Annotated in this window: 23 protein-coding genes and 1 tRNA gene; 13 read left to right on the top strand and 11 right to left on the bottom strand. The window is 63.9% G+C overall.

The features are described from left to right. The first annotated feature begins 133 nt into the window (after positions 1-133). The 6 genes from NA11_RS13835 (at position 134) to NA11_RS13810 (ending at position 5,639) form a co-directional block, all read left to right on the top strand. Positions 134-1,600 carry a flavin-containing monooxygenase gene (locus NA11_RS13835; RefSeq protein WP_069162253.1) on the top strand — a complete coding sequence of 489 codons (1,467 nt, stop codon included), beginning with the start codon at positions 134-136 and terminating at the stop codon, positions 1,598-1,600. Between the two features lie 110 nt (positions 1,601-1,710). Then, complete coding sequence (locus NA11_RS13830) at positions 1,711-2,544, top strand: hypothetical protein (RefSeq protein WP_084654600.1); 834 nt, start codon at positions 1,711-1,713, stop codon at positions 2,542-2,544. A 102-nt stretch (positions 2,545-2,646) separates the two neighbouring features. Continuing rightward, positions 2,647-4,026 carry a S41 family peptidase gene (locus tag NA11_RS13825; protein WP_245745863.1) on the top strand — a complete coding sequence of 460 codons (1,380 nt, stop codon included), beginning with the start codon at positions 2,647-2,649 and terminating at the stop codon, positions 4,024-4,026. A 34-nt stretch (positions 4,027-4,060) separates the two neighbouring features. Then, a complete protein-coding gene (locus tag NA11_RS13820; RefSeq protein WP_069162250.1) occupies positions 4,061-4,453 on the top strand; it encodes a hypothetical protein in 393 nt (130 codons plus the stop codon). 113 nt (positions 4,454-4,566) lie between these two features. Then, entirely contained in the window at positions 4,567-5,523 is a 957-nt protein-coding gene (locus NA11_RS13815) for an SAM-dependent methyltransferase (RefSeq protein WP_069162249.1), read from the top strand. Between the two features lie 43 nt (positions 5,524-5,566). Then, positions 5,567-5,639, top strand: a tRNA-Arg gene (locus NA11_RS13810). A gap of 543 nt (positions 5,640-6,182) precedes the next feature. On the opposite strand, the gene NA11_RS13805 is transcribed toward NA11_RS13810, so the two are convergent. Both NA11_RS13805 and NA11_RS13800 read right to left on the bottom strand, forming a co-directional pair. After that, on the bottom strand, positions 6,183-6,428 hold the full coding sequence (locus NA11_RS13805; protein WP_069162248.1) for a hypothetical protein: 246 nt from the start codon (positions 6,426-6,428) through the stop codon (positions 6,183-6,185). After that, positions 6,425-7,171: a TauD/TfdA family dioxygenase gene (locus NA11_RS13800; RefSeq protein WP_069162247.1), complete on the bottom strand. Its 747-nt coding sequence runs from the start codon at positions 7,169-7,171 to the stop codon at positions 6,425-6,427. Before NA11_RS13800 ends, NA11_RS13805 begins: the two co-directional genes overlap by 4 nt. A gap of 97 nt (positions 7,172-7,268) precedes the next feature. Between NA11_RS13800 and NA11_RS13795 the strand changes: the two genes are divergently transcribed. After that, a complete protein-coding gene (locus NA11_RS13795; protein ID WP_069162246.1) occupies positions 7,269-7,697 on the top strand; it encodes an NUDIX hydrolase in 429 nt (142 codons plus the stop codon). 180 nt (positions 7,698-7,877) lie between these two features. Then, the gene (locus tag NA11_RS13790; protein ID WP_218023295.1) at positions 7,878-8,975 is read left to right on the top strand and encodes a helix-turn-helix domain-containing protein; all 1,098 of its coding nucleotides are present in this window, start codon (positions 7,878-7,880) and stop codon (positions 8,973-8,975) included. 3 nt (positions 8,976-8,978) lie between these two features. Here the strand turns inward: NA11_RS13790 and NA11_RS45620 are convergent, their stop codons facing one another. The 8 genes from NA11_RS45620 to NA11_RS45610 all read right to left on the bottom strand — a co-directional run bounded on the left by NA11_RS45620 (position 8,979) and on the right by NA11_RS45610 (position 14,357). Then, positions 8,979-9,146 (bottom strand): hypothetical protein, encoded by a 168-nt coding sequence (locus NA11_RS45620; protein WP_167837638.1) that lies wholly within the window; start codon positions 9,144-9,146, stop codon positions 8,979-8,981. Between the two features lie 25 nt (positions 9,147-9,171). Then, positions 9,172-10,443 (bottom strand): type II toxin-antitoxin system HipA family toxin, encoded by a 1,272-nt coding sequence (locus NA11_RS13785; RefSeq protein WP_069162245.1) that lies wholly within the window; start codon positions 10,441-10,443, stop codon positions 9,172-9,174. A 4-nt stretch (positions 10,444-10,447) separates the two neighbouring features. Beyond that, positions 10,448-10,690, bottom strand: coding sequence for a helix-turn-helix transcriptional regulator (locus NA11_RS13780; RefSeq protein ID WP_069162244.1), 243 nt, complete (start codon positions 10,688-10,690; stop codon positions 10,448-10,450). A gap of 530 nt (positions 10,691-11,220) precedes the next feature. Beyond that, positions 11,221-11,595, bottom strand: a complete 375-nt coding sequence (locus tag NA11_RS13775; RefSeq protein WP_069162243.1) for a group I truncated hemoglobin — start codon at positions 11,593-11,595, stop codon at positions 11,221-11,223. Between the two features lie 66 nt (positions 11,596-11,661). Then, positions 11,662-12,507 carry a DivIVA domain-containing protein gene (locus tag NA11_RS13770; RefSeq protein WP_069162242.1) on the bottom strand — a complete coding sequence of 282 codons (846 nt, stop codon included), beginning with the start codon at positions 12,505-12,507 and terminating at the stop codon, positions 11,662-11,664. A gap of 22 nt (positions 12,508-12,529) precedes the next feature. After that, the gene (locus NA11_RS13765; protein WP_069162241.1) at positions 12,530-13,669 is read right to left on the bottom strand and encodes an FAD-binding oxidoreductase; all 1,140 of its coding nucleotides are present in this window, start codon (positions 13,667-13,669) and stop codon (positions 12,530-12,532) included. A 14-nt stretch (positions 13,670-13,683) separates the two neighbouring features. After that, a complete protein-coding gene (locus tag NA11_RS45615; protein ID WP_069162240.1) occupies positions 13,684-13,875 on the bottom strand; it encodes a hypothetical protein in 192 nt (63 codons plus the stop codon). Positions 13,876-14,198: 323 nt separating this feature from the next. Next, the gene (locus NA11_RS45610) at positions 14,199-14,357 is read right to left on the bottom strand and encodes a hypothetical protein (protein ID WP_167837637.1); all 159 of its coding nucleotides are present in this window, start codon (positions 14,355-14,357) and stop codon (positions 14,199-14,201) included. Positions 14,358-14,920: 563 nt separating this feature from the next. Between NA11_RS45610 and NA11_RS13750 the strand changes: the two genes are divergently transcribed. Beyond that, positions 14,921-16,039 (top strand): hypothetical protein, encoded by a 1,119-nt coding sequence (locus NA11_RS13750; RefSeq protein WP_141717571.1) that lies wholly within the window; start codon positions 14,921-14,923, stop codon positions 16,037-16,039. Here the strand turns inward: NA11_RS13750 and NA11_RS13745 are convergent. Then, complete coding sequence (locus tag NA11_RS13745) at positions 16,018-17,271, bottom strand: saccharopine dehydrogenase family protein (RefSeq protein ID WP_069162237.1); 1,254 nt, start codon at positions 17,269-17,271, stop codon at positions 16,018-16,020. The genes NA11_RS13750 and NA11_RS13745 overlap by 22 nt on opposite strands. A 29-nt stretch (positions 17,272-17,300) precedes the next feature. On the opposite strand from NA11_RS13745, the gene NA11_RS13740 reads away from it, so the two are divergent. The 4 genes from NA11_RS13740 to NA11_RS44750 all read left to right on the top strand — a co-directional run bounded on the left by NA11_RS13740 (position 17,301) and on the right by NA11_RS44750 (position 20,115). Further along, positions 17,301-17,903, top strand: a complete 603-nt coding sequence (locus NA11_RS13740) for a TetR family transcriptional regulator (RefSeq protein ID WP_069162236.1) — start codon at positions 17,301-17,303, stop codon at positions 17,901-17,903. Between the two features lie 31 nt (positions 17,904-17,934). Then, positions 17,935-18,549 (top strand): L-2-amino-thiazoline-4-carboxylic acid hydrolase, encoded by a 615-nt coding sequence (locus tag NA11_RS13735; protein ID WP_084654592.1) that lies wholly within the window; start codon positions 17,935-17,937, stop codon positions 18,547-18,549. After that, complete coding sequence (locus tag NA11_RS13730; protein WP_069162234.1) at positions 18,546-19,064, top strand: PadR family transcriptional regulator; 519 nt, start codon at positions 18,546-18,548, stop codon at positions 19,062-19,064. Before NA11_RS13735 ends, NA11_RS13730 begins: the two co-directional genes overlap by 4 nt. A gap of 88 nt (positions 19,065-19,152) precedes the next feature. Beyond that, the gene (locus tag NA11_RS44750) at positions 19,153-20,115 is read left to right on the top strand and encodes a hypothetical protein (protein WP_141717569.1); all 963 of its coding nucleotides are present in this window, start codon (positions 19,153-19,155) and stop codon (positions 20,113-20,115) included. Positions 20,116-20,233: the final 118 nt, after the last annotated feature.

Raw genomic sequence — 20,233 nt, 5'->3', positions numbered from 1 at the left:
TGGCTCTGACGGCCCAGAGCCAGTGCGGATTCACGGAAAGGGTGCGGATCCACCGGTGCGACATGGCCGAAAATGTTGATTCCATGACCGGGGATCTCTTCGGACCTGCGGGTTCGGGTCCTACGCTCAGATCATGACGACCCCGTCCATCATCATCATCGGCGCCGGGTTCGCCGGGCTCGGCATCGCGCTGGAGCTGCGGCGGGCCGGGCTGGACACCTTCACCATCCTGGAACGCGCCGAGGATCTGGGCGGCGTCTGGCGGGAGAACACCTACCCCGGCGCGGCGTGCGATGTGCCTTCGCCGCTGTACTCGTGGTCGTTCGAGCCCAAAACCGATTGGCCACGGCGGTTTTCGGAGCAACGCGATATCCACGAGTACATGCGCGGGGTCGCCGAGAAACACGATCTGCCGCGCTTCATCCGGTTCGGCACCGAGGTGACCGACGCCGAGTTCGACGAGCAGACCGGCCGGTGGACCGTGACCACCGCCGACGGCGCCCAGCTCACCGCAGACATTCTGGTGCCTGCAGTCGGTCAGCTGTCGCGGCCGGCCATGCCCAACATTCCTGGCATCGATACCTTCGCGGGCCCCGCCTTCCACTCCGCCGAGTGGGACCACAACGTCGAGCTGACCGGCAAGCGCATCGCCTGCATCGGCACCGGAGCCAGTGCGATCCAATACATTCCGCGCCTCCAGCCGACGGCCGCGCACCTCACGCTGTTCCAGCGGTCGGCGGCCTGGGTGCTGCCGAAGTTCGACACCGAATACAGCGGCATGCACAAGGCGGTGTTCAAGTACCTGCCGCCGACCCGGCTCGCCGAGCGGTTCGCGATCTGGTCGATCTTCGAGGTGCTCGCGCTGGCGTTGACCGATATTCCGGCGATGAAGACCCCGGTGATCGCACTCGCCGACCGCCATCGCGACAAGCAGGTCCCCGACCCCGGCCTGCGGGCGAAGCTGACCCCCGATTACGCGGCGGGCTGCAAGCGCGGCCTGTTCTCCAACGAATACTTCCCTGCGCTGGCCCAGCCGAACGTCACGGTGGAAACCACCGCGATCGAGGCGATCACCCCGACCGGCATCCGCACCGCCGACGGCGTCGACCACGAGGTCGACGTGATCGTCTACGGCACCGGATTCAAGGGCACCGAGTTCCTCGCGCCGATGAACATCTACGGCATCGGCGGCCGCAAGCTCGCCGACGTCTGGGGCGAGGAAGGAGCGCGTGCCTTCCTCGGCCTTTCCGTGCCGAACTTCCCGAACCTGTTCATGATGTACGGCCCGAACACCAACGTCGGCTCCGGCTCGATCATCTACATGCTCGAATCGCAGGCCCGCTACATTCGCCAGGTCGCGCAGTACCTCACCGACCGGCCCGGCCGCCATCTCGCCGCCCGCGCGGGCGCCGAGCAGCAGTGGGACGACTGGCTGCAGCAGCGGCTGAAAGATACGCCGTGGAACTTCTGCTCGAGCTGGTATCGCAACGCCGCGGGCCGCATCACCAACAACTGGCCCGGGGCCACCGTGCTCTACCGTTGGAAGACAAGGGCTTTCGACCCGGCAGATTACGAAGAGGCGCAGGCCGTCACCCCGTAATCCAGGCGATGCCACCGGTGTGGCGGTGCCCTCGTTTCAGCGGAGTCTCAGCAAGCGCCCAGTAAACTGGACGGTATCTGGACTCGGCGACGGAAGAGGTGCCTGCGGTGTTGTGGCTCGTGCTCATCGTGGTGATCGTGGCGATTGCCGCCGTCGCCGTCGTGCTGTCCCGGCAGAACAAGCAGCGGACGGCGACCCAGCTCGCCGACGCACTGGCCGACGCGCGCCAAGTCAACGAGCGGCTCGGCGGCCAGGTCTACAACCTCAGCGGCAGCAACGATGCCGCCAATCAGGCGCTGGTCGACGCGTCCGAGCGACATCTGGCCGCCGGGTCGCAGCTCGACCAGGCACGCACACCCGCCCAGGCGCGGCTGGCGAAACAGACTGCGCTGGAAGGGCTCTACTACATTCGGGCCGCGCGCGAGGCGATGGGCATGGACCCGGGTCCTGCCGTCCCCGCGCTCGACGGACAGGACGCCGCTGGCAAGGTCACCGAGGACCGGGTCGTCGAACACGACGGCCGGGAGATCGCGGCCTCGCCGAACCCCTCGCCGGCGACGCCCAACTACTACCCGGGCGGGCGGGTCGCGGGCCGCCCGGTGCCCGCGGGCTGGTACTCCGAGCCGTGGTGGAAGCCCGCCCTGGTCGCCGGGGCCTGGGGTCTCGGTTCTGCGCTGCTGTTCTCCTCGCTGTTCTCCGGGATGTCCGGCGTCGGATACGACGCGCAAGGGTTCGAGAGCGGGTACGGCGACGGGTACCAGGACGGGCTGGCCGCCGGCGACAACGGTGGGTTCGACGGCAGCGGTTACGAATCCGGCGCCGAGCCCGCCGGGTACGACCCTGGTTCGGACGCGGGCGGTTACGAATCCGGTGGCGACGCAGGCGGATTCGACGATGGCGGGTTCGATGGTTTCGACGGCGGCGGATTCGACGGCGGGTTCTGAGGAACCCGCGCTACACCCGTACTACGGCTAGCCACACCGCGCACTCACGTGCCCACACGGTTGCCGCGACCGACCACTGTGCTGGACCTTTGACGAATGCCTATGCTGCGCAAAAGAACCGCGGCCATCGTCGCCGCACTCGTTGCGGTCGGTGCGCTCACCACCGCCTGCGGTCGACCCGCCGAGCGTCCGGCCGACGTCGACTTTCCGGCCGGATTCTGGCAGGTGGACGACTACGGGACCGCACTCGCGCTGCACGGCGACACCATGCAGACCTACCAGCTGACCGCGCTCAGCTGCCTGAAGGACACCACGGCGACCCGCGCCGGGAATCCGGGCAGGTACGTCACCGAGGACAAGGACGTCCTCACCCTCCGCCGTGGCGACAATCCGGATCGGGCGGCGCTGCACATCGATGGATCCCCCGGCGACCGTGCGCTGACGCGAATACCCGGGCTGCCTGCGCCGTGCGCCGACCCGGCCGAACCGCCCACGTTCGACGTCTTCTGGCAGACGTTCCAAGAGAACTACCCGTTCTTCGCGGCGAAAGGTATTGACTGGCAACAGGTTCGGGAGACCTTCCGGGACCGCGCCCGCAGCGCCGATGAGCGCGGCGAAGACGCCGAACTGTTTGCCGTCTTGCGCGACATGGTCGCACCGTTACACGACATGCACGTGACGGTATCGGCCGGGGACACCGGCTTTTTCGGCATGTCCCGGCCAGGCACCACCATGCCGAGTCCCCAATTCGACCAGCAGGTCCGGGAATTCGTCCAACGCCGCGACCTCCAGCAGCCGCTCACCGAGTACGCCAACGGCCGCATCGGCTATGCGGACCTGCCGGGACAGCAGGGATATGGATACCTGCGGGTGTCCGGGTTCAGCGGCTACACCGCCGAACGCACCTTCGCCGCCGACAGTGCCGAACTCGACCGCGCCCTCGACGCGATCTTCACCACCGACCGACTGGCCACGCTGCGCGGGCTGGTGCTGGATCTGCGCGTCAACGGCGGCGGCTCGGACAGTCTCGGCCTGCAGTTGGCCGCCCGGCTCACCGATCGCCCCTACTTCGCCTACGCGAAGAAGACCCGAACCAGCAGTCCGCAGCCGCAGCGCGTCGAGCCTGCCCGCGCCGCGTTCACCGGTCCCGTCGCGCTGCTGACCGGTGGCTCCACCGTCAGCGCTGGCGAGACCTTCACCCAGGCCATGCTCGAACGGCCATGGCCGACAACACGAATCGGCCAGCCGACGCAGGGCGTGTTCTCCGATGTGATGCAGCGCAAGCTGCCGGGCGCCCGGCACGCGGACTGGTGGTTCGGCGTGCCGAACGAGGAATTCCTGACCTCGGACGGACACACCTTCGACGGCACCGGAATACCGCCCGAACTGATCGAACCGGTCTTCACCGACGCCGAATTCAGCGCGGACCGCGACTCCGCCTTCGATCGCGCGGTGCGCTGGCTTCTCACCGGCGGCAAGTGACACGCTCCGGCAGCAACCGGCAGGATGGCACAGCATGAGCGAGACCGCCCGCATTCGAGTGACGACCGCGGATCCCAACCAAGTCATCGACGACCCCTCCGAGACGGCGTTGCACGATCTGCTCGCAGATATGAACTTCAGCTGTCCGTTCGCCATCGTGGAACGCTTGGATCTGACACCGGTGGGGCAGCACTACATTCAGGTGCACCTCGATGAGGAGGTGCCGACAGAGGACGGCCACGGCTATTCCATCGAGTATCGAGAGGGCGGGCCCGACAAGCACTTCGGCGCCACCATCCGTGATCAAACACCATGGGACATGGCCCATTCACCTGCCTTCGAGCAGATGGTCCGGATCCTCAACGACTGGGTGGCGGAGCGCGACGGCTGGCGCGAAGCGTTGCCATGGGAGCGGGTCGACCTCTGACAACCGGCTGACCAGCGACTCTTGACGGCAGCGCGAAACTGTCTGAGACTGTCAACATCTCGATACCGGATTGGCTGGCGGCAACCGGTCGAGAGCTGAGCGCTGGAGGTCTCATGACGCTGACCACTGCCGATATCCCGGTCGAGGATCTGCGCAACCGATCGCTGCGCTGGGCCCGCGAATGCTACGAATGGGCGAAAGTACCGTTCCTGCCGTCCGGTGAACGCGTCGGCCGGGCCTACGACGTAGTCGGGCCGCAGAACCTCTTCGGCGAAGACTCGCTCTTCATCAATCTCGGCTACTGGCGCGACAATCCGGCCACCCTCGATGAAGCGAGCAGGGACCTGGCGCGGCTGGTCGGCCGCGAAGCCGAACTCGGCCCCGACGACATCCAACTCGACGTCGGCTTCGGCTACGGCGACCAAGACTTCCTGTGGGCCAAGGAATTCGGACCAGCCCATATCATCGGCGTGAACATCGCCGTCGAACAAATCGAGATCGCCCGCAAGCGTGCCGACGAACTCGGACTCAGCGACCGCATTCACTACGAATACGGCTCCGCCATCGCGCTCCCCCGACCGGCCGAATCGTGCACGAAAGTCACCGCACTCGAGTCGGCCTTCCACTTCCCCTCCTACCCAAGGTTTTTCGCCGAAGCGCACCGTGTCCTCCAGCCCGGCGGCATGCTGGTCACCGCCGATATCGTGCCGCGCACGAACAACGCCGCCAAGGCCATGGTCCAGCTCACCGACCGGCCCGGCGTCCGCCGCATGCCAGGCGCCGTGCGCGACCGCGACTTCTTCGACATCCACCGCTACCGCCAGGCGCTCGTCGCCGCAGGCTTCACCGACGTCACCACCTACTCGATCCGCCGCCACGTCTACGCGCCCCTCGCCGACTATCTCAGCAAGCGCCTCCGCGACCCCGACATGCGCCGCGTCAACCCCGCCCTCCGCCTCGCCTTCAGCCGCCCCGGCCTCACCCTCTGGGGCCCATGGGCCGACTACATCATCGCCAAGGCGACCAAGCCCGAAGGAATCGATGCGGCCTCTCCGTCACCGACCCGGTAGACTCCCCGGAAGTCCCGGCGGGCACCCCATCGCCCCCAGGTCAGCCCTCGTAGCTCAGGGGATAGAGCACCGCTCTCCTAAAGCGGGTGTCGCAGGTTCGAATCCTGCCGAGGGCACAGCATCTCTGCAGTTCAGCGCCCTTTCGCATGCTCACGGCCAGGCTACTCTCGCAAGGTCCAGACCGGTGCAGGCCAGTTCTTGCCGCCGTATCAGCAGGCGATGTAGCGTATCGTCCAGGTCGTCTGAGTTCGGCGTCCAGAAACTCCAATCGTGCCCGGCGAGCACACATTGGACTGCGCCGACTCCCGAGAACACCGGTTCTTGTCGACTCGGGTTCTTGTCACGCCGGGACTGAACCTTAGTTCAACCAGCCAGTTGCCTGGTCGAGCTGAGGTTGCCCTGTGCCCCTCGCTCGATCAGCGGGAGAACACAGGGACCCAATGGATGCAGGAACAGCCGTCGCCATCGTCATGGGCAGTGCCCCAGGATCTTTCGCACTCGCAGTCATCGTGGTCAGCACCGTCGCGTTGTGGGGCACCGAGCCAGGTCAACGTCCAGAGATAATCCACGCGCTCTCAACTCTCTTCCGCCGTACGCGGCCTCAGCCACCGCGGAAGCCCAATAGCGACAGCGACCCGCCGGGCATTGCTGGCCCATGATCAAAGTCCTGATCGCGAGATGCGGCGCAGCCGACCTGCCGCTTCCAATGCCGACAACGCGGCTTGCTTCTGCCTGCACTGCACAGACTCGTTATGCACGTGGATCTGTGAGAGCCGATGTGCCTGCTCGACGGTGAGCGGACCGGGGTCGAATCCGCAGTGGTCGTAGTGCGGGTACGCATTCGGGTCGTCGGAGCCGTTCTCGAAGCGCACGGTCAGGCGGATCGTGTCGAAGTCGACGTTCATCCGGTCACCACCACCGGCAGGTCCGGTCTCGCGAAGCCAGATGGAATCGCGAATTCGGGGTGGGGGTCGAGGCTTAGCCGGTACACGACGCGATCACCGGTGAACGCCGTTCGGCCATGCAGCCAGCGATGGTTGTGCAGGACGTATCCCTGGCCTGGTTCGAGGCCGAAGCGGAGGGTGTGCCGTTTGATCGCGGCTGCGAGAACTGGCAGGTAACGGGTGATCTCTGGTGAGTATTTGGCCAATCGGTCAGTGCGATATCGGATCCGGATCCGACCTCCTTGGGCGTACTCGAAAATCGAGCCGAGATACCCGGTCGCGCCGCCGAAAAGCGCTGTGCGGGGCTGCGATAGGGCGTGTGCTGCTTCGCGGTCCTTCATTGCGAGATCGACGTAGACGCTGCGTCCGTCGATCGCAATGCACTCACCACCTGAACTACTTCTCTGCCTACAGACAACAACCAGCAGGGCAGGCGGTTCCGCGACGCCGGATCGGTCGGTGTGTGGCGGGAGGGCACCGGCGCCGAATCCTTCGTATCCGATCCTCTTGGCGATCCCGCCTCGGTTCTCGAGTATGGTCACGCCGTCGTTGTCGCTGTCGCGGTGGGCGATGATGCGACCTAGTGATGCCCCGAGAGTCACGAGCTGAGCTCGGGTGCTGATCCGTTCGAAGCGGGCGAACCCGTCAGCAGCGAGCGTTGCCGCCACTCGTGCCGCCCAATCCTGCTGTAAGTCAACCGACATGGGCCAACGGTGCGCTGTGGTGCACACGCCAGTTCACTGACAGACTGTCAACGCCAACCAGCGGTTTCTATCGATCGGCCGGTGCTAGCGTCGCGGCATGACTGCTTCCGGATACGTGCCGCACATGTACTCGATCTCGGTTAAGGGCGTCGTTGTTCGGGACGGGCGGGTGCTGCTGCTGAAGAACGAGCGCGAAGAGTGGGAATTGCCGGGCGGCAGGATCGAACCCGACGAGACACCGGAAGAATGCGTCGCCAGGGAGATCACCGAAGAAACGCAATGGCCTGTCACCACTGGGCCGATCCTCGACTCGTGGATCTACTACATCAACGTGGTCGAGAAGCATGTGTTCATCGTGACCTACGGCTGTTACCCGGACACTGACGCCGAGCCGGTCTTGTCGCACGAACACAAAGAAGTCGGCCTGTTTCGTGAAGACGAGATAGCGGGCTTGAACATGCCGGACGGCTACAAGCGTTCTGTCATGACCTGGTTCGCCCAACTCCGGGCAGCGGAGAACGCCTAGAGGGGCACTATGAGCGGCGACAGATGCCAGGCTTGCGGCGTCACCATCAGCCGCTACGTAAGCGAGCCCGTGTGTCCCACCTGTTCGGCGAACACTGGCGCTGCCGGTCATGCCGTAATCCGCTCCACCCCAATCGCTTCCGCGATTTGGCTATGGGCAGCACCTGAGGCGACAACCGCTATGGCGACTCGCGACCTACCGACAATCCTTCGTACCTATCGTCGGATCAACGGGCTCAACCAAATCGCGTTGGCCGAGCTACTCGGCTACGACAAGTCATATGTGTCGATGCTCGAAACCGGCCGCCGCGCGATCACCGACCTGGCGTCGCGCCGTCACATCGCAGCACGGTTGGGCATACCGGCACACATACTCGGAGTGACCGACACAGACGACGCGGAGTATCGGGCCATGCTCCAATTCGGAGATAGCACAGTGCGACTCGCTGAGATTGCCCGAAAGTCCGGGCAAGCCGTCGAAGCCGTCAACGAGCTGTGGCCCCTGGTAGCTCGGCTGGAAGCCAGAGCATCGGAAGGGCGGATGGAACGCGACAGCCTCGTTTTGCTCGCCCATGCCCGTGTCGCACTTGGTGTCTCGCTCGGAACAGTCCTGCCGGAAGAACGTCTTTCATCCGCCGCCCGATGGACTGGGCAGGCCGTGAAGGTAGCCGCTCATCTCGGCGACCCAACGTTCTACGCTCACACCCTCCGCATGCACGGGAACGAACTGCGCAAAGCAGGCCACATCGGCGCAGCAGTCGCCCGACTGGAACAGTCATTGGAGCTATCGAACGAGCCCGCAGACCAGGGCTCGACCCTTGCGTTCCTGTGTCGTGCGGCCGGCGAACTCGGCGACGGTGAACGATTTGACGCCGCTCTGCGACACTATCGGTGTCTGCTGGATCGAAACACTTTTAGTGGCTTGTTGTTTCAGCCGTTCACGCTGCGCGAGATAGAGCTTCGCGGGTTACTCGGAACCGGACGTGTCCTCGAGGCAGGCAGGCTGGTAGCCGTCACCGTCGGCACGCCGTCCGCTCCTCAATGGCGCATCATCGAACGAGTAACAACCGGCGAAGTACTGGTTGCGATCGAAGAGCCCAGTGCCGCAACCGAAGCGTTCACAGAGGCAATCGAAGCGGCCGAGCAGCACCGTCTACCCCATCAAATTCAGCGGACAATCCGAGCTGCGATCAAGTCCGGCATGCGCCAACTCGCCGACGAAGCTGAAGCAGCGCTGCAACGAACTCGCTGGCTGTTGGGGCCACACCGCGCCCCGTAGGAACTAAGTCGCTTCGGCCGCCTTAGCCCGCTTAGTGACCGGGCACGACTCAGTGAATCCGATCTCGCCGTGGAAGGCTGCGGGCGTGAGGTTGTCTACTGTCCGTGCAAGTTTCAGATGCGCTTCACCGATCACCGCACCGTCGCTCATCTCGGTGTTCTTGTAGTTCAAGGCGATTTGGATGGCGCTTTCGGGGTCATGGCACGGTCCACTGACGCCGAGCCCAGAGCGCTTCGAGCCTGTTCGAGACCGACTCGGTGCCGGGCGGCAGGGGGATCGAGTGCACAGCGTCCCAAACATTCGCCATGACGGTGCGGACCGTGCCTTGCGCGATTCGCGGCGCCAGCCCCCACGAGCGGGCTTCGGCCACAAGGTCGGCTTCGTCGACAGAGTCGATGTTGGTGCGACCGTTGATGATGTGGCCTGTGCCTTTGAATCTAGGATCCAGGTACATGACCGGTGCGGAGTCATACATCGGCGCCAGGGATACTTCGCCGCGACGGCCGAGTAGCAGTGAATAGTTCTTCGAATGCGCGTCACCATTGCCCATGATGACGTTGAAGGTCACCGCCGACAGCAGATCGACGCGGAACGCCTGGGGATCCATCGCACGGTCGGCCGCCACAGACGCGAGGCGGCGCAGCCTGGATCCGAGCTGTTCGGACTCTGCTGTGCTTTCATACTTTGCGTCGGGGTCCAGGCCGAGCGACTGACAGAAATCTTCCTGGTGCAGCCTGTCCCCGGCTTGGGTCCGGTCATAGCGGGCGACGACGAGAGCGCTACGTCCGTCGAAGGATTCGACAGTGGTCTGTGCGGCACTAAGGCCCGCGGCGCCAGCTACCGACATCGCCCAATGTTCGGCCTGAATGAGATGCGGCACGGTCGCGCCACCCAACGGCTCAGGTTTGATGATGTGTGATGACACCGCGCCGCCTTCGGGCCATCCCCAGGATCCGTCCGGTCGCGCAACCAACAGCACCTTGTCCTGAATTCCCGCAAGCGACGCTTGCGGAACAGTTCCTTCGGGGAGGTGATAAGTGGGGAGATCAGCAACGAGCCGGTTCACTTCGTCATCGGAGAGCTCCCTGATCGTCCCAGTGGACGGCACTTCGCCTTCGGGGATGAACTGCACCGCACCCGCGCATTCGGCACCCACTGCTCGCAGGAGCTCCAGCTTGTCGATGGAGGTAACCCCGAGGCTCGCGGCGAGATGGCGGCGGAGATTCCCTTCGGGGAGGAGTCCTTCCAGGAACGCGGCCACAGGTCGACCACCCACCCCCTTTGCGTCAGCGACCGCCTTGGTATCGAAAGGCAGGGCAAGCGACAGCACTCGCGCTCCCTGACCGAAAACATCCAGCGCCTCGTCGGTGAACTCGAGCTTGTATCGGTAGGTGCTGGGTTCAGTGAGGTGGGCGACGCGATGTCCGTACAACCACACATCCAAACCGGGGACCTTGTTGCGGGCCATCGAGCTACCGTCCCTCGACGGTGACCCGGCTGAACTTGGGTACTACAACGATTTCGTAGCCGCACTCGGACAGCGCACGAATGGCGGTTTCCATACGGACCGCGCCTCCTCTTTCCAGCCGCGACACAGTCATCCTCGTGACGCCGAGCCGCTCGGCAAGATCTGCTTGGTGCAGGCCTCGCTGCTCCCGAGCGCTGCGCACTGCTTGGCCGAACTCGGCCGAGGTGACAGCCCTAGCATGATCCATATATCGATCATAACACGTATATACCGAAAAGATTCATATATCGATCACTTGTCAAGAGAGTGCTTGAAGATCGGTATATGAATCATCACCTATCGGCACCCGCACTACTTTGCTGCCCAGCGCCCCTTCGCCTGCCTGGAATGCCAGGCAAGCGAAGGGGTGTGGGTGGAGATCGAGACGGCGTCCTCTACTTGCCTGCCGCAATTCAGGGCGAATTCGGCTTCAACCAACAACCGGCCAGCAAGAAGATGCTGGCCGGTACTGTTCCCATCTGCATGGAGCCCTGCCGAGGCGACGAGCCTCCGACCTCAGGCGAATCCTGTTTGTAAGCAACAGCTTTCATCCAACTCGCGCACCGAACGCGGCACCGAGCTCGCTCGGACGTGCAAAGACCAGTGCCGTGCGTTGCGTTGATTCCGGTGTGCGGGTTCACCATTGCGGATCAGGTGATGTGCAATGGCGTTGGCGGGCGGCGGGCGAGATGGGGGGCGGTTGGAGCGGATGCAGCCCACCTCGCTGGACCGGATGCGTCAGGCACGAGCGCTGACGATGTCGTCTGCCAGGGGTGCTATGGCCTCGAGGACCTGCGCGGCCAGGTCTGCCGGCACCCCGGCGCCCAGCAGGGCATCGTTGAGATAGCCTGCGACCAAGTCGAAATGGCTCTGCATGATGCCGCGGCCTTTATGGACCTGTCTCATCGATACGCCCGTGTACGACTCCGGTCCGCCGAGGGCCGCGCAGAAGAATTCGGTTTGCTTTCCCTGCAGCCGAGCCAGATTGACGCCGGTGAAGAAACCGGCCAATCGGTCGTCGGCAAGGACGCGGACGTAGAAGTCGTCGACAACGGCGGCGATGGCCTCGGCTCCGCCGAGCTTCTCATAGATGGACAACGACTTCCCTCTCATTGTGATTCATCCGCCGCGACTCCGAGCGAGGGCGGCGATTCCAGCGCTGCGCGCGCAGTTGGACGGTTAGGACGCGGCGTGGTGATAGTGGTCCACTTCGCCGCCGCCGGAAGGCCTCGGCTCATTCCACGGCTGCTGCTCCGACTCACCCGGCAGCGATGGGATCGTCGAAGGGTGCTGTGCCGCAGTCGATATCGACTGGCCACGGATTCCCGGTGGAGCGCTGCGACCGAGCTTGTCGACTTCGAAGCACATTGCGTCGACGATCGACTGCAGCTGTTTCTGAGCGATCTGCGTGTAGGCACGGAGATAGTCGACTTCGGCCTGCGACACCGCGGTCCCGGGCGCTGGCGCCTGGGTGAGCGCGGCTAGCTCGCCGACGGCCTGTCCCGCGGAATCCTGTGCCTGACGGAGGATTTCGGCATAATGCTGTCTGGCCTCGATGACGAGTTCGGTCGCGTACCGCTCGGCCTCGTTGACCGTTGCCTCCGCGGCTGTCTGAGCTTGGCTGAGCATATTGACCGCGCGGATATTCACGCCGAGCACATCGTCGTGCGCCTCCTCGTGTAGCCGCTCGTTCTCGCGGCGCAGAGCCTCGACCTCGTCCCACAGCATCGCGACGGTCGGGCCGCCACCGATCGGGTTGGTATCGCGATCGAGGAGCTGGCGCTCCAGTTCCGCGACCTGCTCCTGGAGATAGTTGTTGGCGGCGACCAGGTCCGCCCTGCCCCCGCGTTGGAGTTGGCTGGTCAGCCGGTCGTTGGCGGCGACGACCTGGCCCATCACGGTAGAGAGTCGGCGAAGAAATTGATCCACTTGGGCTTCGTCGTAGCCGCGACGGCCGAGGGCGGAGCGCTTGAACTGTGTGTCTCTGATGCTCTCGGGTGTGATCTCGGAGGGGTTCATCGCCATGGGGGTACCTCGTGTCTGGCGTCTACGGAAGCCGCGTCGGCGCCTGTTGGTGGAACTGCTCGAATCGGACCGCCATGCGGGCCATGCCTGCCGCGACGAGTTCGTTTGCCGTGTGTTCGACCATCCCCGGCGAACCGCAAACCAGCGCTGTGTATCCGGCCCAGTGGTGTGTCTGGGCGGCGATGGTGCCGACGAGACCACGCGCGCCGGGGAAGGTGGGATCCTCGGAAACGGCTGGGGTGTATCGGAACCACGGCCGGGTCTCCGCCCACTCCGACAGCTGCCGGTGGTCGTACAGGTGCCACTGAGTGCGCGCGCCGTGGAAGAGATGCACGTTTCCCCCGCTGCGGGATTCGTAACGGCGGGCGTCGATCTGCTCGATCACCGCCCGCAGCGGTGCAAGACCGGAGCCGCCTGCCACCATCAACAGATCGCTGTCGTCTTCGGCGAGTGTGAGCGCGGTGCCGACGGGGGCGCCGAGCCGGATCCACTCGCCGGGCTCGAGCGAGCGGGCCAGCACCGTGCTGACCTGTCCTCCCGCGACGATTTGCACGTGCAGTTCGATCGTGCCGTCGGCGTGCGGGACGCCAGCGGGTGAGTAGTAGCGCCACAGTCGCGGGCGCTGCGGGATCTCTATGGCCATCGACTGACCGGGCAGGTATGAGTACGGCTGCGACGGCCTGATCCGCACCACCGCCATATCGATACTGCGGCGTTCGGTGCCGATCACCTCCGCGTCCCACCAGGCCGGCGAGGTCCGTTCGTCGGCTTCGGCGGACTGCACCATGAGGGTCGCGATGGTCCCGAACGCCTCGGCCCAATCGGCGGCAAGGCTATCGGTCCAGGCCTCGCCCAGGAAGTACTGCAGGGTAGCCAGCAACGAAGCGCCCGCGGCGGGGTAGTGGTCGGCGACGACACCGAAACGGCGATGGTCGCGGCCGAGTTGCTCGACGAAACGCGGATCATCAGCAATTCTGTCGACATTGGTGACAATGTGTCCGAGGGCGGTGAAGAATCGGCCCCGTTGATCCGACATCGACACCGGAAACATGGCCCGTACCTCGGGATGTGCCATGAACAGATGCGAGTAGAAGTAGAGAATAGCTTCGGCGCCGATCACTTCCACGTTGCGCCAACTTGCTTGCAGAGCAGGAATATCCATTGTCAGTAGGCGAGCTAGTTGCAATCTCCCTGCCGGACAACTGATTTCGGATAGGTGATGGTCAAAGCAACTCCAACTCCGGTCAGGTGAGGATCGCTGCATGCGACCCGCACCGGCAACGCTCCCCGGGCGGTTTCGACCGTGCCGGAGTCACCCGGATCGAAGGAGATGACAGCGGCCTCGATCTTGCCCGGCGGTTGCGGCACCTTCGGCTCTCCTCGGTCGAACTCCCGTTTACCGGCCGACGGCCAGTGAACAGCTTCGTGCGGATTCCTTCGGTTTCGATTGCGGCCGAGTTCGCTCGTTCGAGACCGGCCCTCGGCCCTGCGCAATCCTGGAATCGGGCAAAACGCTACACCCCAATGATCACCTTCCCAGCACTGGAAATGGGCACCGCAATCCGACTCTGCACGGTTCTCGGTTGGGCAGTTGAGCAAATAAAGAACCGACCGGATGGTACTCAATCACGCGGCGAGTATCCGTAGCGGGAAATCGCCACACAGTGGATACGGGGAGTGGGACCCGTTTTCTAGCGCGGGTCCGGGCACTCGACAACAAGCCGGTAGTTGTGAGGTTCGCCGATAGGAAACATCGTGTCGGCTCGAAGCTCGTAGTGCCCGCCAACCTCGTAGTTGCGTGTGCCATCACCGAGCACGAAATTCAGAATCGCGAAGATATCGCGCTCCATGACCGACTCACCAGGCTTGCTGCCTCCCGGTCGTTGGCGAAGAATCGTTACACGAGTGACTGACGTTTGCGGACTTGTCGAGAACAGTCGGTGGCTGGTAATGCGTATGGCTGGAAATCAGCCCGCTTTATAGGGTAAGGATTGATATGGACATCTCTCTTTCTCAAAAGAATATTGGTCAAGCTCGAACCGGATATGCGCGCACTACAGCTCGACCGGATCTCGGAGTGCGCGAGAGGTACCCGGCATCGCCGCCTACGACCGCACCAATCCCACCCAGCCACATTCATCTGTGTCATCGACACAGACGATCTCGTCCGGCTGATGACCGTGAGCGACGACGGCCGCTACCTGGCCGCAGGGACCGAGCACGGAGTCCGGGTCTGGGACATCTCCGCAGGACCCTCACATGCGCGCGAGATCGTTCGCATCGCGGGCCCCAACACGGATGCAGTCCAGTTCGGCCGTACCTATCCGGTTCCGCCACATCAACTCTGTGCTAACGCCCGGCCAGATTGACCGGTTCGTCCAGGGTTGGTGGGAGCGGATCCGATGATCTGTTCGTGATGGTCGAATCGGGAGGACGAGTCGAATCGGTTGTAGCATTCGCCGCCGTGAGAAAAGTGCTCGTTGCTGTGGCGATGCTGTTGTCAGGTGTGGTCGGCACCTCGTCGTGTACGTCCACATCGACACCCGCCGCGCCACTGCCGACACTCGCCGCGCCACCGCTGACGGCACCGCCGGGACCGATCCCGGCGTGGGCGACGGTGCTGTCACCGCAGGATCAGATGATGATCGCCTACCGCGATACCCTGCGTCCGCTTGATCCGTGCGGCTACCTCGACGACGCCGTGATACACCTGATCGGGACGCCCAACTACTTCGGTGCCGACCGCGAATTCAGCCGGTGCAGTGTGTCATTCAAATCTCCCGACATTGGGCCTGGCAGCACGATCATGGCCTCGATGGTTCCCGGCATCACCGGCCAACGCCAGGGCGATGAGAGCGTGATCACGACTGACACCTATGACGACAACAAGGCCAAGCCCGACCACTGTTTTGCGGATGCGCCGGTGGGTGACCGCTGGTATATCAGCTTCACGGTGGACTCCGGCGATCCGTGTGCGGCAGCTCGGGACATCGCCACCGCAGCCCTCACGCGCCGGCTCGACCCACCCTTACGAGCGACCTCGAAATATGCACACATGAACTCCCCGCTGGCCGCACTCGACCCGTGCGCCGTGCTCGGCACGATCGGGCAGGGACACCATCCTGCGCTAGCGGAAGACGGGAACGACCTGCCCTGGCAATGCCGGTTCCAGCTCGACGGCAACGACGATTCGACATACCAGGACATCCAGTACGAGTTCAGCAGAGACCGCACACAGATGGACATCGAGTTCGTCAGAGAACGCGACAGCACCGCGAAGGAAACCACGATCGGTGGCCTGCGGGCCGTGCAAAGCAAAGGCGAATGGGGGCCGGACAGCCGCTGTCGGATCAGTGTGTCGACCGCGCTGCAGCCGCCTTCTGACGCAGTGTTCACCCCAGCGCACCTGGGCAGTATTTTCGACGATCACCTGAAGTCCGAGATCATCACGATCGATGCCTTCAACGGCTGCGCCGCGGCCCGTGCCACAGCCGAAGGACTCATCGGGCTCTACCAGCAACTCCCACACTGACTCTCAGCGGGCGGCCGGTTCGGGTTGGGTGTCAGGAAGGCGGTGAGCACGGATGTGGCCAAGCTGTCGGCATTTGCTCGGGGTGTCGACCAGGAGCGGGTTGTGGAGGTCATCGCTGTAGGAGCTGGGTTGCCGATGCAATGGGGTGCCAGCGTGGCGAAGAATGTGTCGGGGTCGATCAGGGTTTCGGGGGTGTGGACACCTGGTCGTCGTATAGACGCGAGCAAGAGTGTCGCGGCTGCCAACGGTATGCCGGTGTTTTCCGCCATGGTGAGTCCGGGGATCTGTGCCAGCGCTGTCGCGGCGGTGGCGGGAGCGTTCCCGTGGGTGCCGGTCGCGACCGCGAAAAGTGGTGGAAGTCCGCCTGGTTTGAGGAGATTCGCCGGGTTGGCGGGCAGCATACGTTCGGCGGACGCGACGACACGGGCGGCCTGGGTGGGACTGAGGATCCGGTGATCGACGCAGAACCGCACGGCCGATAGGCCCGCGAGAGTGAACCGGTCACCGACGACGATGTTGGTGTTGTTCTGCAGATCTGGGTAGACGCTGTTGAGGGTGACCGCTTCTGGATGTCCGAAGCTACGACCGCAAGCAGCACCGATGCCCGGGTATTCGAACTCGATTCGCTCCAGCGCTGGCCGATCGACGAGGACACCGCTTCGGGTGACCCTGATCGCGCCGCTGATCTGCCGTATTCCGTGCACGATGGCCGCGCTGGGCGCGTTACTCGGGCTGGGGTCATGTTGTGCCGCTTGGATATTCCAGCCGGTGATGATGGTTTCGACGGTGTCGAGTTCCCGCGCTGCAGTCACCGCAAGAAGATTGGCGATACCTGGGCTGGCACCCATCCCCACCAGTGCCGTCACACCCGCCGCGCGCGCACGATCGTTCATTGCCAGCATGTCCAGGGTGGGTTCCCAGTCGTCGCAGATGTCGACGTAGTCGCGGCCCGCCTCGATCGCTGCGGACAAGATCGGGACACCGAATCGGAAATAGGGACCCACTGTGTTGACGACGACAGTGCAGTCCCTGATCGCAGCCAACAGCTCACCGCGATCAGCCACATTCAGGCCCAGGCCCGACACCTTGGGACCCAACGCATGTGCGACTCGCACTGCTTGTCGCTGATCGAGATCGGTCACCACCACCTGATCGACCCTGTCGTCATCAACAAGAGCGCGGACCGCGACACGGCCCATCTCCCCGGCCCCACCCAGCGCCAGAATCCGCATCAGCTCACCTTCCGGATATATTTACTATCATGACAGTAAACAAAGTAGGTCGGCCGAGCAAGGCCAGGGAACGGATAGCGCACATCCTGCGGGCGATGGCCGGCGTGGTGGCCAGCGACGGGCTGGCGAACGCGACCCTGTCCCAGGTGGCTTCCGCGGCCGGCATGCAGCGAACCCTTGTGCTGCACTACTTCGGCAGTCGTGACGGCCTGATGCAAGCTTTCGTCAACGAGGCCGTCGGCGCGTACGGCGCCTCGATGCTCCGCGCCGACGCCGAGCAGCCCGTGGATCGCCGGATAGACGCGATGTTCGAACCCGGCGCCTATCGCAGCCCGGAAGAACTCGTCATCTGGATCGAGCTCGTAGCGTTGAGCGCCCGCGACGCCACGGTGCGAGAACGCTTGCGCGCCTTGTGGACTGAGCGATGGCTACCGGAGCTCGAACGGCAACTCGCCGCCGAATACCCCGCGGCAGACGCCGACGACATCGCCCGCGCGGCATACGCGCTGACCTGCCTGTTCGAGGCGCACTGGGCATTCCACCTGCAAGGCATCACGGGAGCCGACCGCCAACGCCAAGTTCAACACGCCGCACGAACGATTGTGGCCACCCTGTCCGGCAGTCAAATTTGACCATAGGTCAAATTTGACTTACCTTACTGACATGATTCCTACAGATGTCACTTGGTTCAGCAGACCGTTCCTCGCCGCCCTAGACCCACCCGACGAAGCCGCAGTGATGACCGAGGCCGCAGTGATCGTCGACGAACAGCGGCACACCGCCGTAGACAAACCAGCCCTCGATATTCTCTGGTTCACCGCCCTCTCGATCGCCGCCTATCGAAACTTGCGGCACCGCAACACTCGACAAGAAGCGATCGAGCAGTTCCGCTCTGCATTCCTCGACCCGTTCTACGACTGGGTCCGCCGCGATACCGAGACCGCGCTCGACGCTTCCGGCAATCCCCTCGACGTGCTGCGCGCGGGTTCCAAACAGCGCGAACATGACTTCTTCGGCGATACCTTCACCTTCGACCATCCCCAAGACGACGCGAACGGCTACATTGCGGTCGTCCGAAAGTGTTACTACCAGCAGATTTTGATTGCCGCCGACGCCGAGGAGCTGTTGCCGACATTCTGCGACTTCGACACCGCATGGATGGACGCTGCCTCGGAGGATCGCCACGGTGTCCGGGTCGAGCGCCCGACGACCTTCGGATACGGCGGGCCGTCCTGCTGGTTCGTGATGACCAAACTCAAAGACACCGCCCGATCATGAGTGCCGCCACCAGGATTCTCGTGCTCGGCCTGCTCGCGCAGGGACCCAAGCACGGCTACGAGATTCGCCGCTGGTTGGAGTCCAGCCACGCCGAGCGGTGGACCGATGTCAAACGCGGTTCGGTGTATCACGCGTTGGGCAGCCTCGCGCGGGCCGGCATGGCCGACGTGGTCGAGACGCCCGAGTCCGCCACCGACTCGACAGCCCGCACGGTCTACCGCATCACCGCCGCCGGACGGGCGGAGTTGACCGATCTACTCAGGGTGGGCTGGGGGCGGATCCGCGGCAGCTACCCGCGTGACCTGTATACGATGCTCACTTTCGCCGAGCCCCTCCCCCGCGACGAACTACTCGATCTTCGTGACCGACTCCGGTCCGAACTCGAGGTGTGGTCCGCCGCCACCGCCGCCAAGAGCGGACTCGACCAAGCCGACCTCATCGCCGCGCTGCTGGCCAACGGCCGCGCCCATCTCGAGGCCGACCTGGCGTTGATCGACCGACTTCTCGCGCGATAGCTGCACCTGGCGATGGGTATCGGTGAGCTCGGCAGGTGACTAAGCTTCTGCTGCGCAGAGGCTGGAACCCAGGATTGGAAGGCCCTCGTTGCGGTCCATACACGGCGGCGATCCGGAAAAATTGAGCGGGATCGGCCATGTGCTGTGCGCACGATTGACCACCGGCATCGACAAGGTGGCCCACTCTTTTCTTCGAAACCGGCTCCAACATGTCGGTAGTTCGTTTCGTTACGCCGCCCTGCGGCATTTGGATGAGGATGGGGTCGGTAGGGACCTGATCCGACGTCAACCGTCACAGTGGAAAGTACCCGACAGCGCGCCCCGCGCCCCCGAGGGTGAATTGATCACGGTCAACAACCCTGCGGTTGGCGACTTCCCGATACGAACCGGCGACGTGAGCAAGGACATCCTTTATGCCGGCGCCGAACATGAACCAAATCGCAAAGTAGCAGGAGTCGCCTACCCTCTCATGGAGGAGGACATACCCTACTTCAGAAGACTGGGACAATGGCATCAAGAATTGACGCGCCACTATACGTCGATCGATCCAGAGCCTAAAGGGGCATGGCAGAAGTTCCGACGCATCTTCGGAGATGAAGGTTGGGGCGACTCGAGGGCAACGCCCTGGTACGACGACGATGGCGTGTTCTTTATCGGCGCGGAGACGCACAACGGGAATTTCTTTGTGCGAGCCGACGCTCCGTCCATCGACCCCACAAATCTCGACACAGATCCCGGCGGTCAGCTGGTGTCCTGCGCGCCTGAGGTCTTCGCGAAGCAGGTCGAGCGGGATCTCCGCCAGGCCCTTTCCGAAAACCCAGGACACTCCCTCGTCATGGTGTGTGGTGACGTCGGCCGAAGCCCGCTGGCAGCGAAATTCGCCGAAGCCTTCCATGAATTGGACGGCACTTCTCGCAAAATCTACTTCGCGGACGGAAAGCAAATTCTGTGGCTGGAAAGCCCTTCTCCCTCCGTCGGCGATTCCCTCAGCCTTCAGCTGAAGAAGCCTGCTGAGAGTCCGAGAGCATCAGAGTCTTGGGTGTGTTATTGAGTCAGCCTCATTCAGCCCAGGCACCCGCGTCCACTGAGAGCCGGTGCACCCGCTAGACGGTGAGCGGACCAGGATCGAGGCCACCTGGCGTCACGCCGCGCCAAAACCGTTAGCACAC

Source organism: Nocardia altamirensis NBRC 108246 (assembly GCF_001612685.1).
In the GTDB taxonomy this organism is placed as follows: domain Bacteria; phylum Actinomycetota; class Actinomycetes; order Mycobacteriales; family Mycobacteriaceae; genus Nocardia; species Nocardia altamirensis.
Note: the sequence above shows the minus strand (reverse complement) of the source record. Positions and strands in the feature narration are given on the sequence as shown.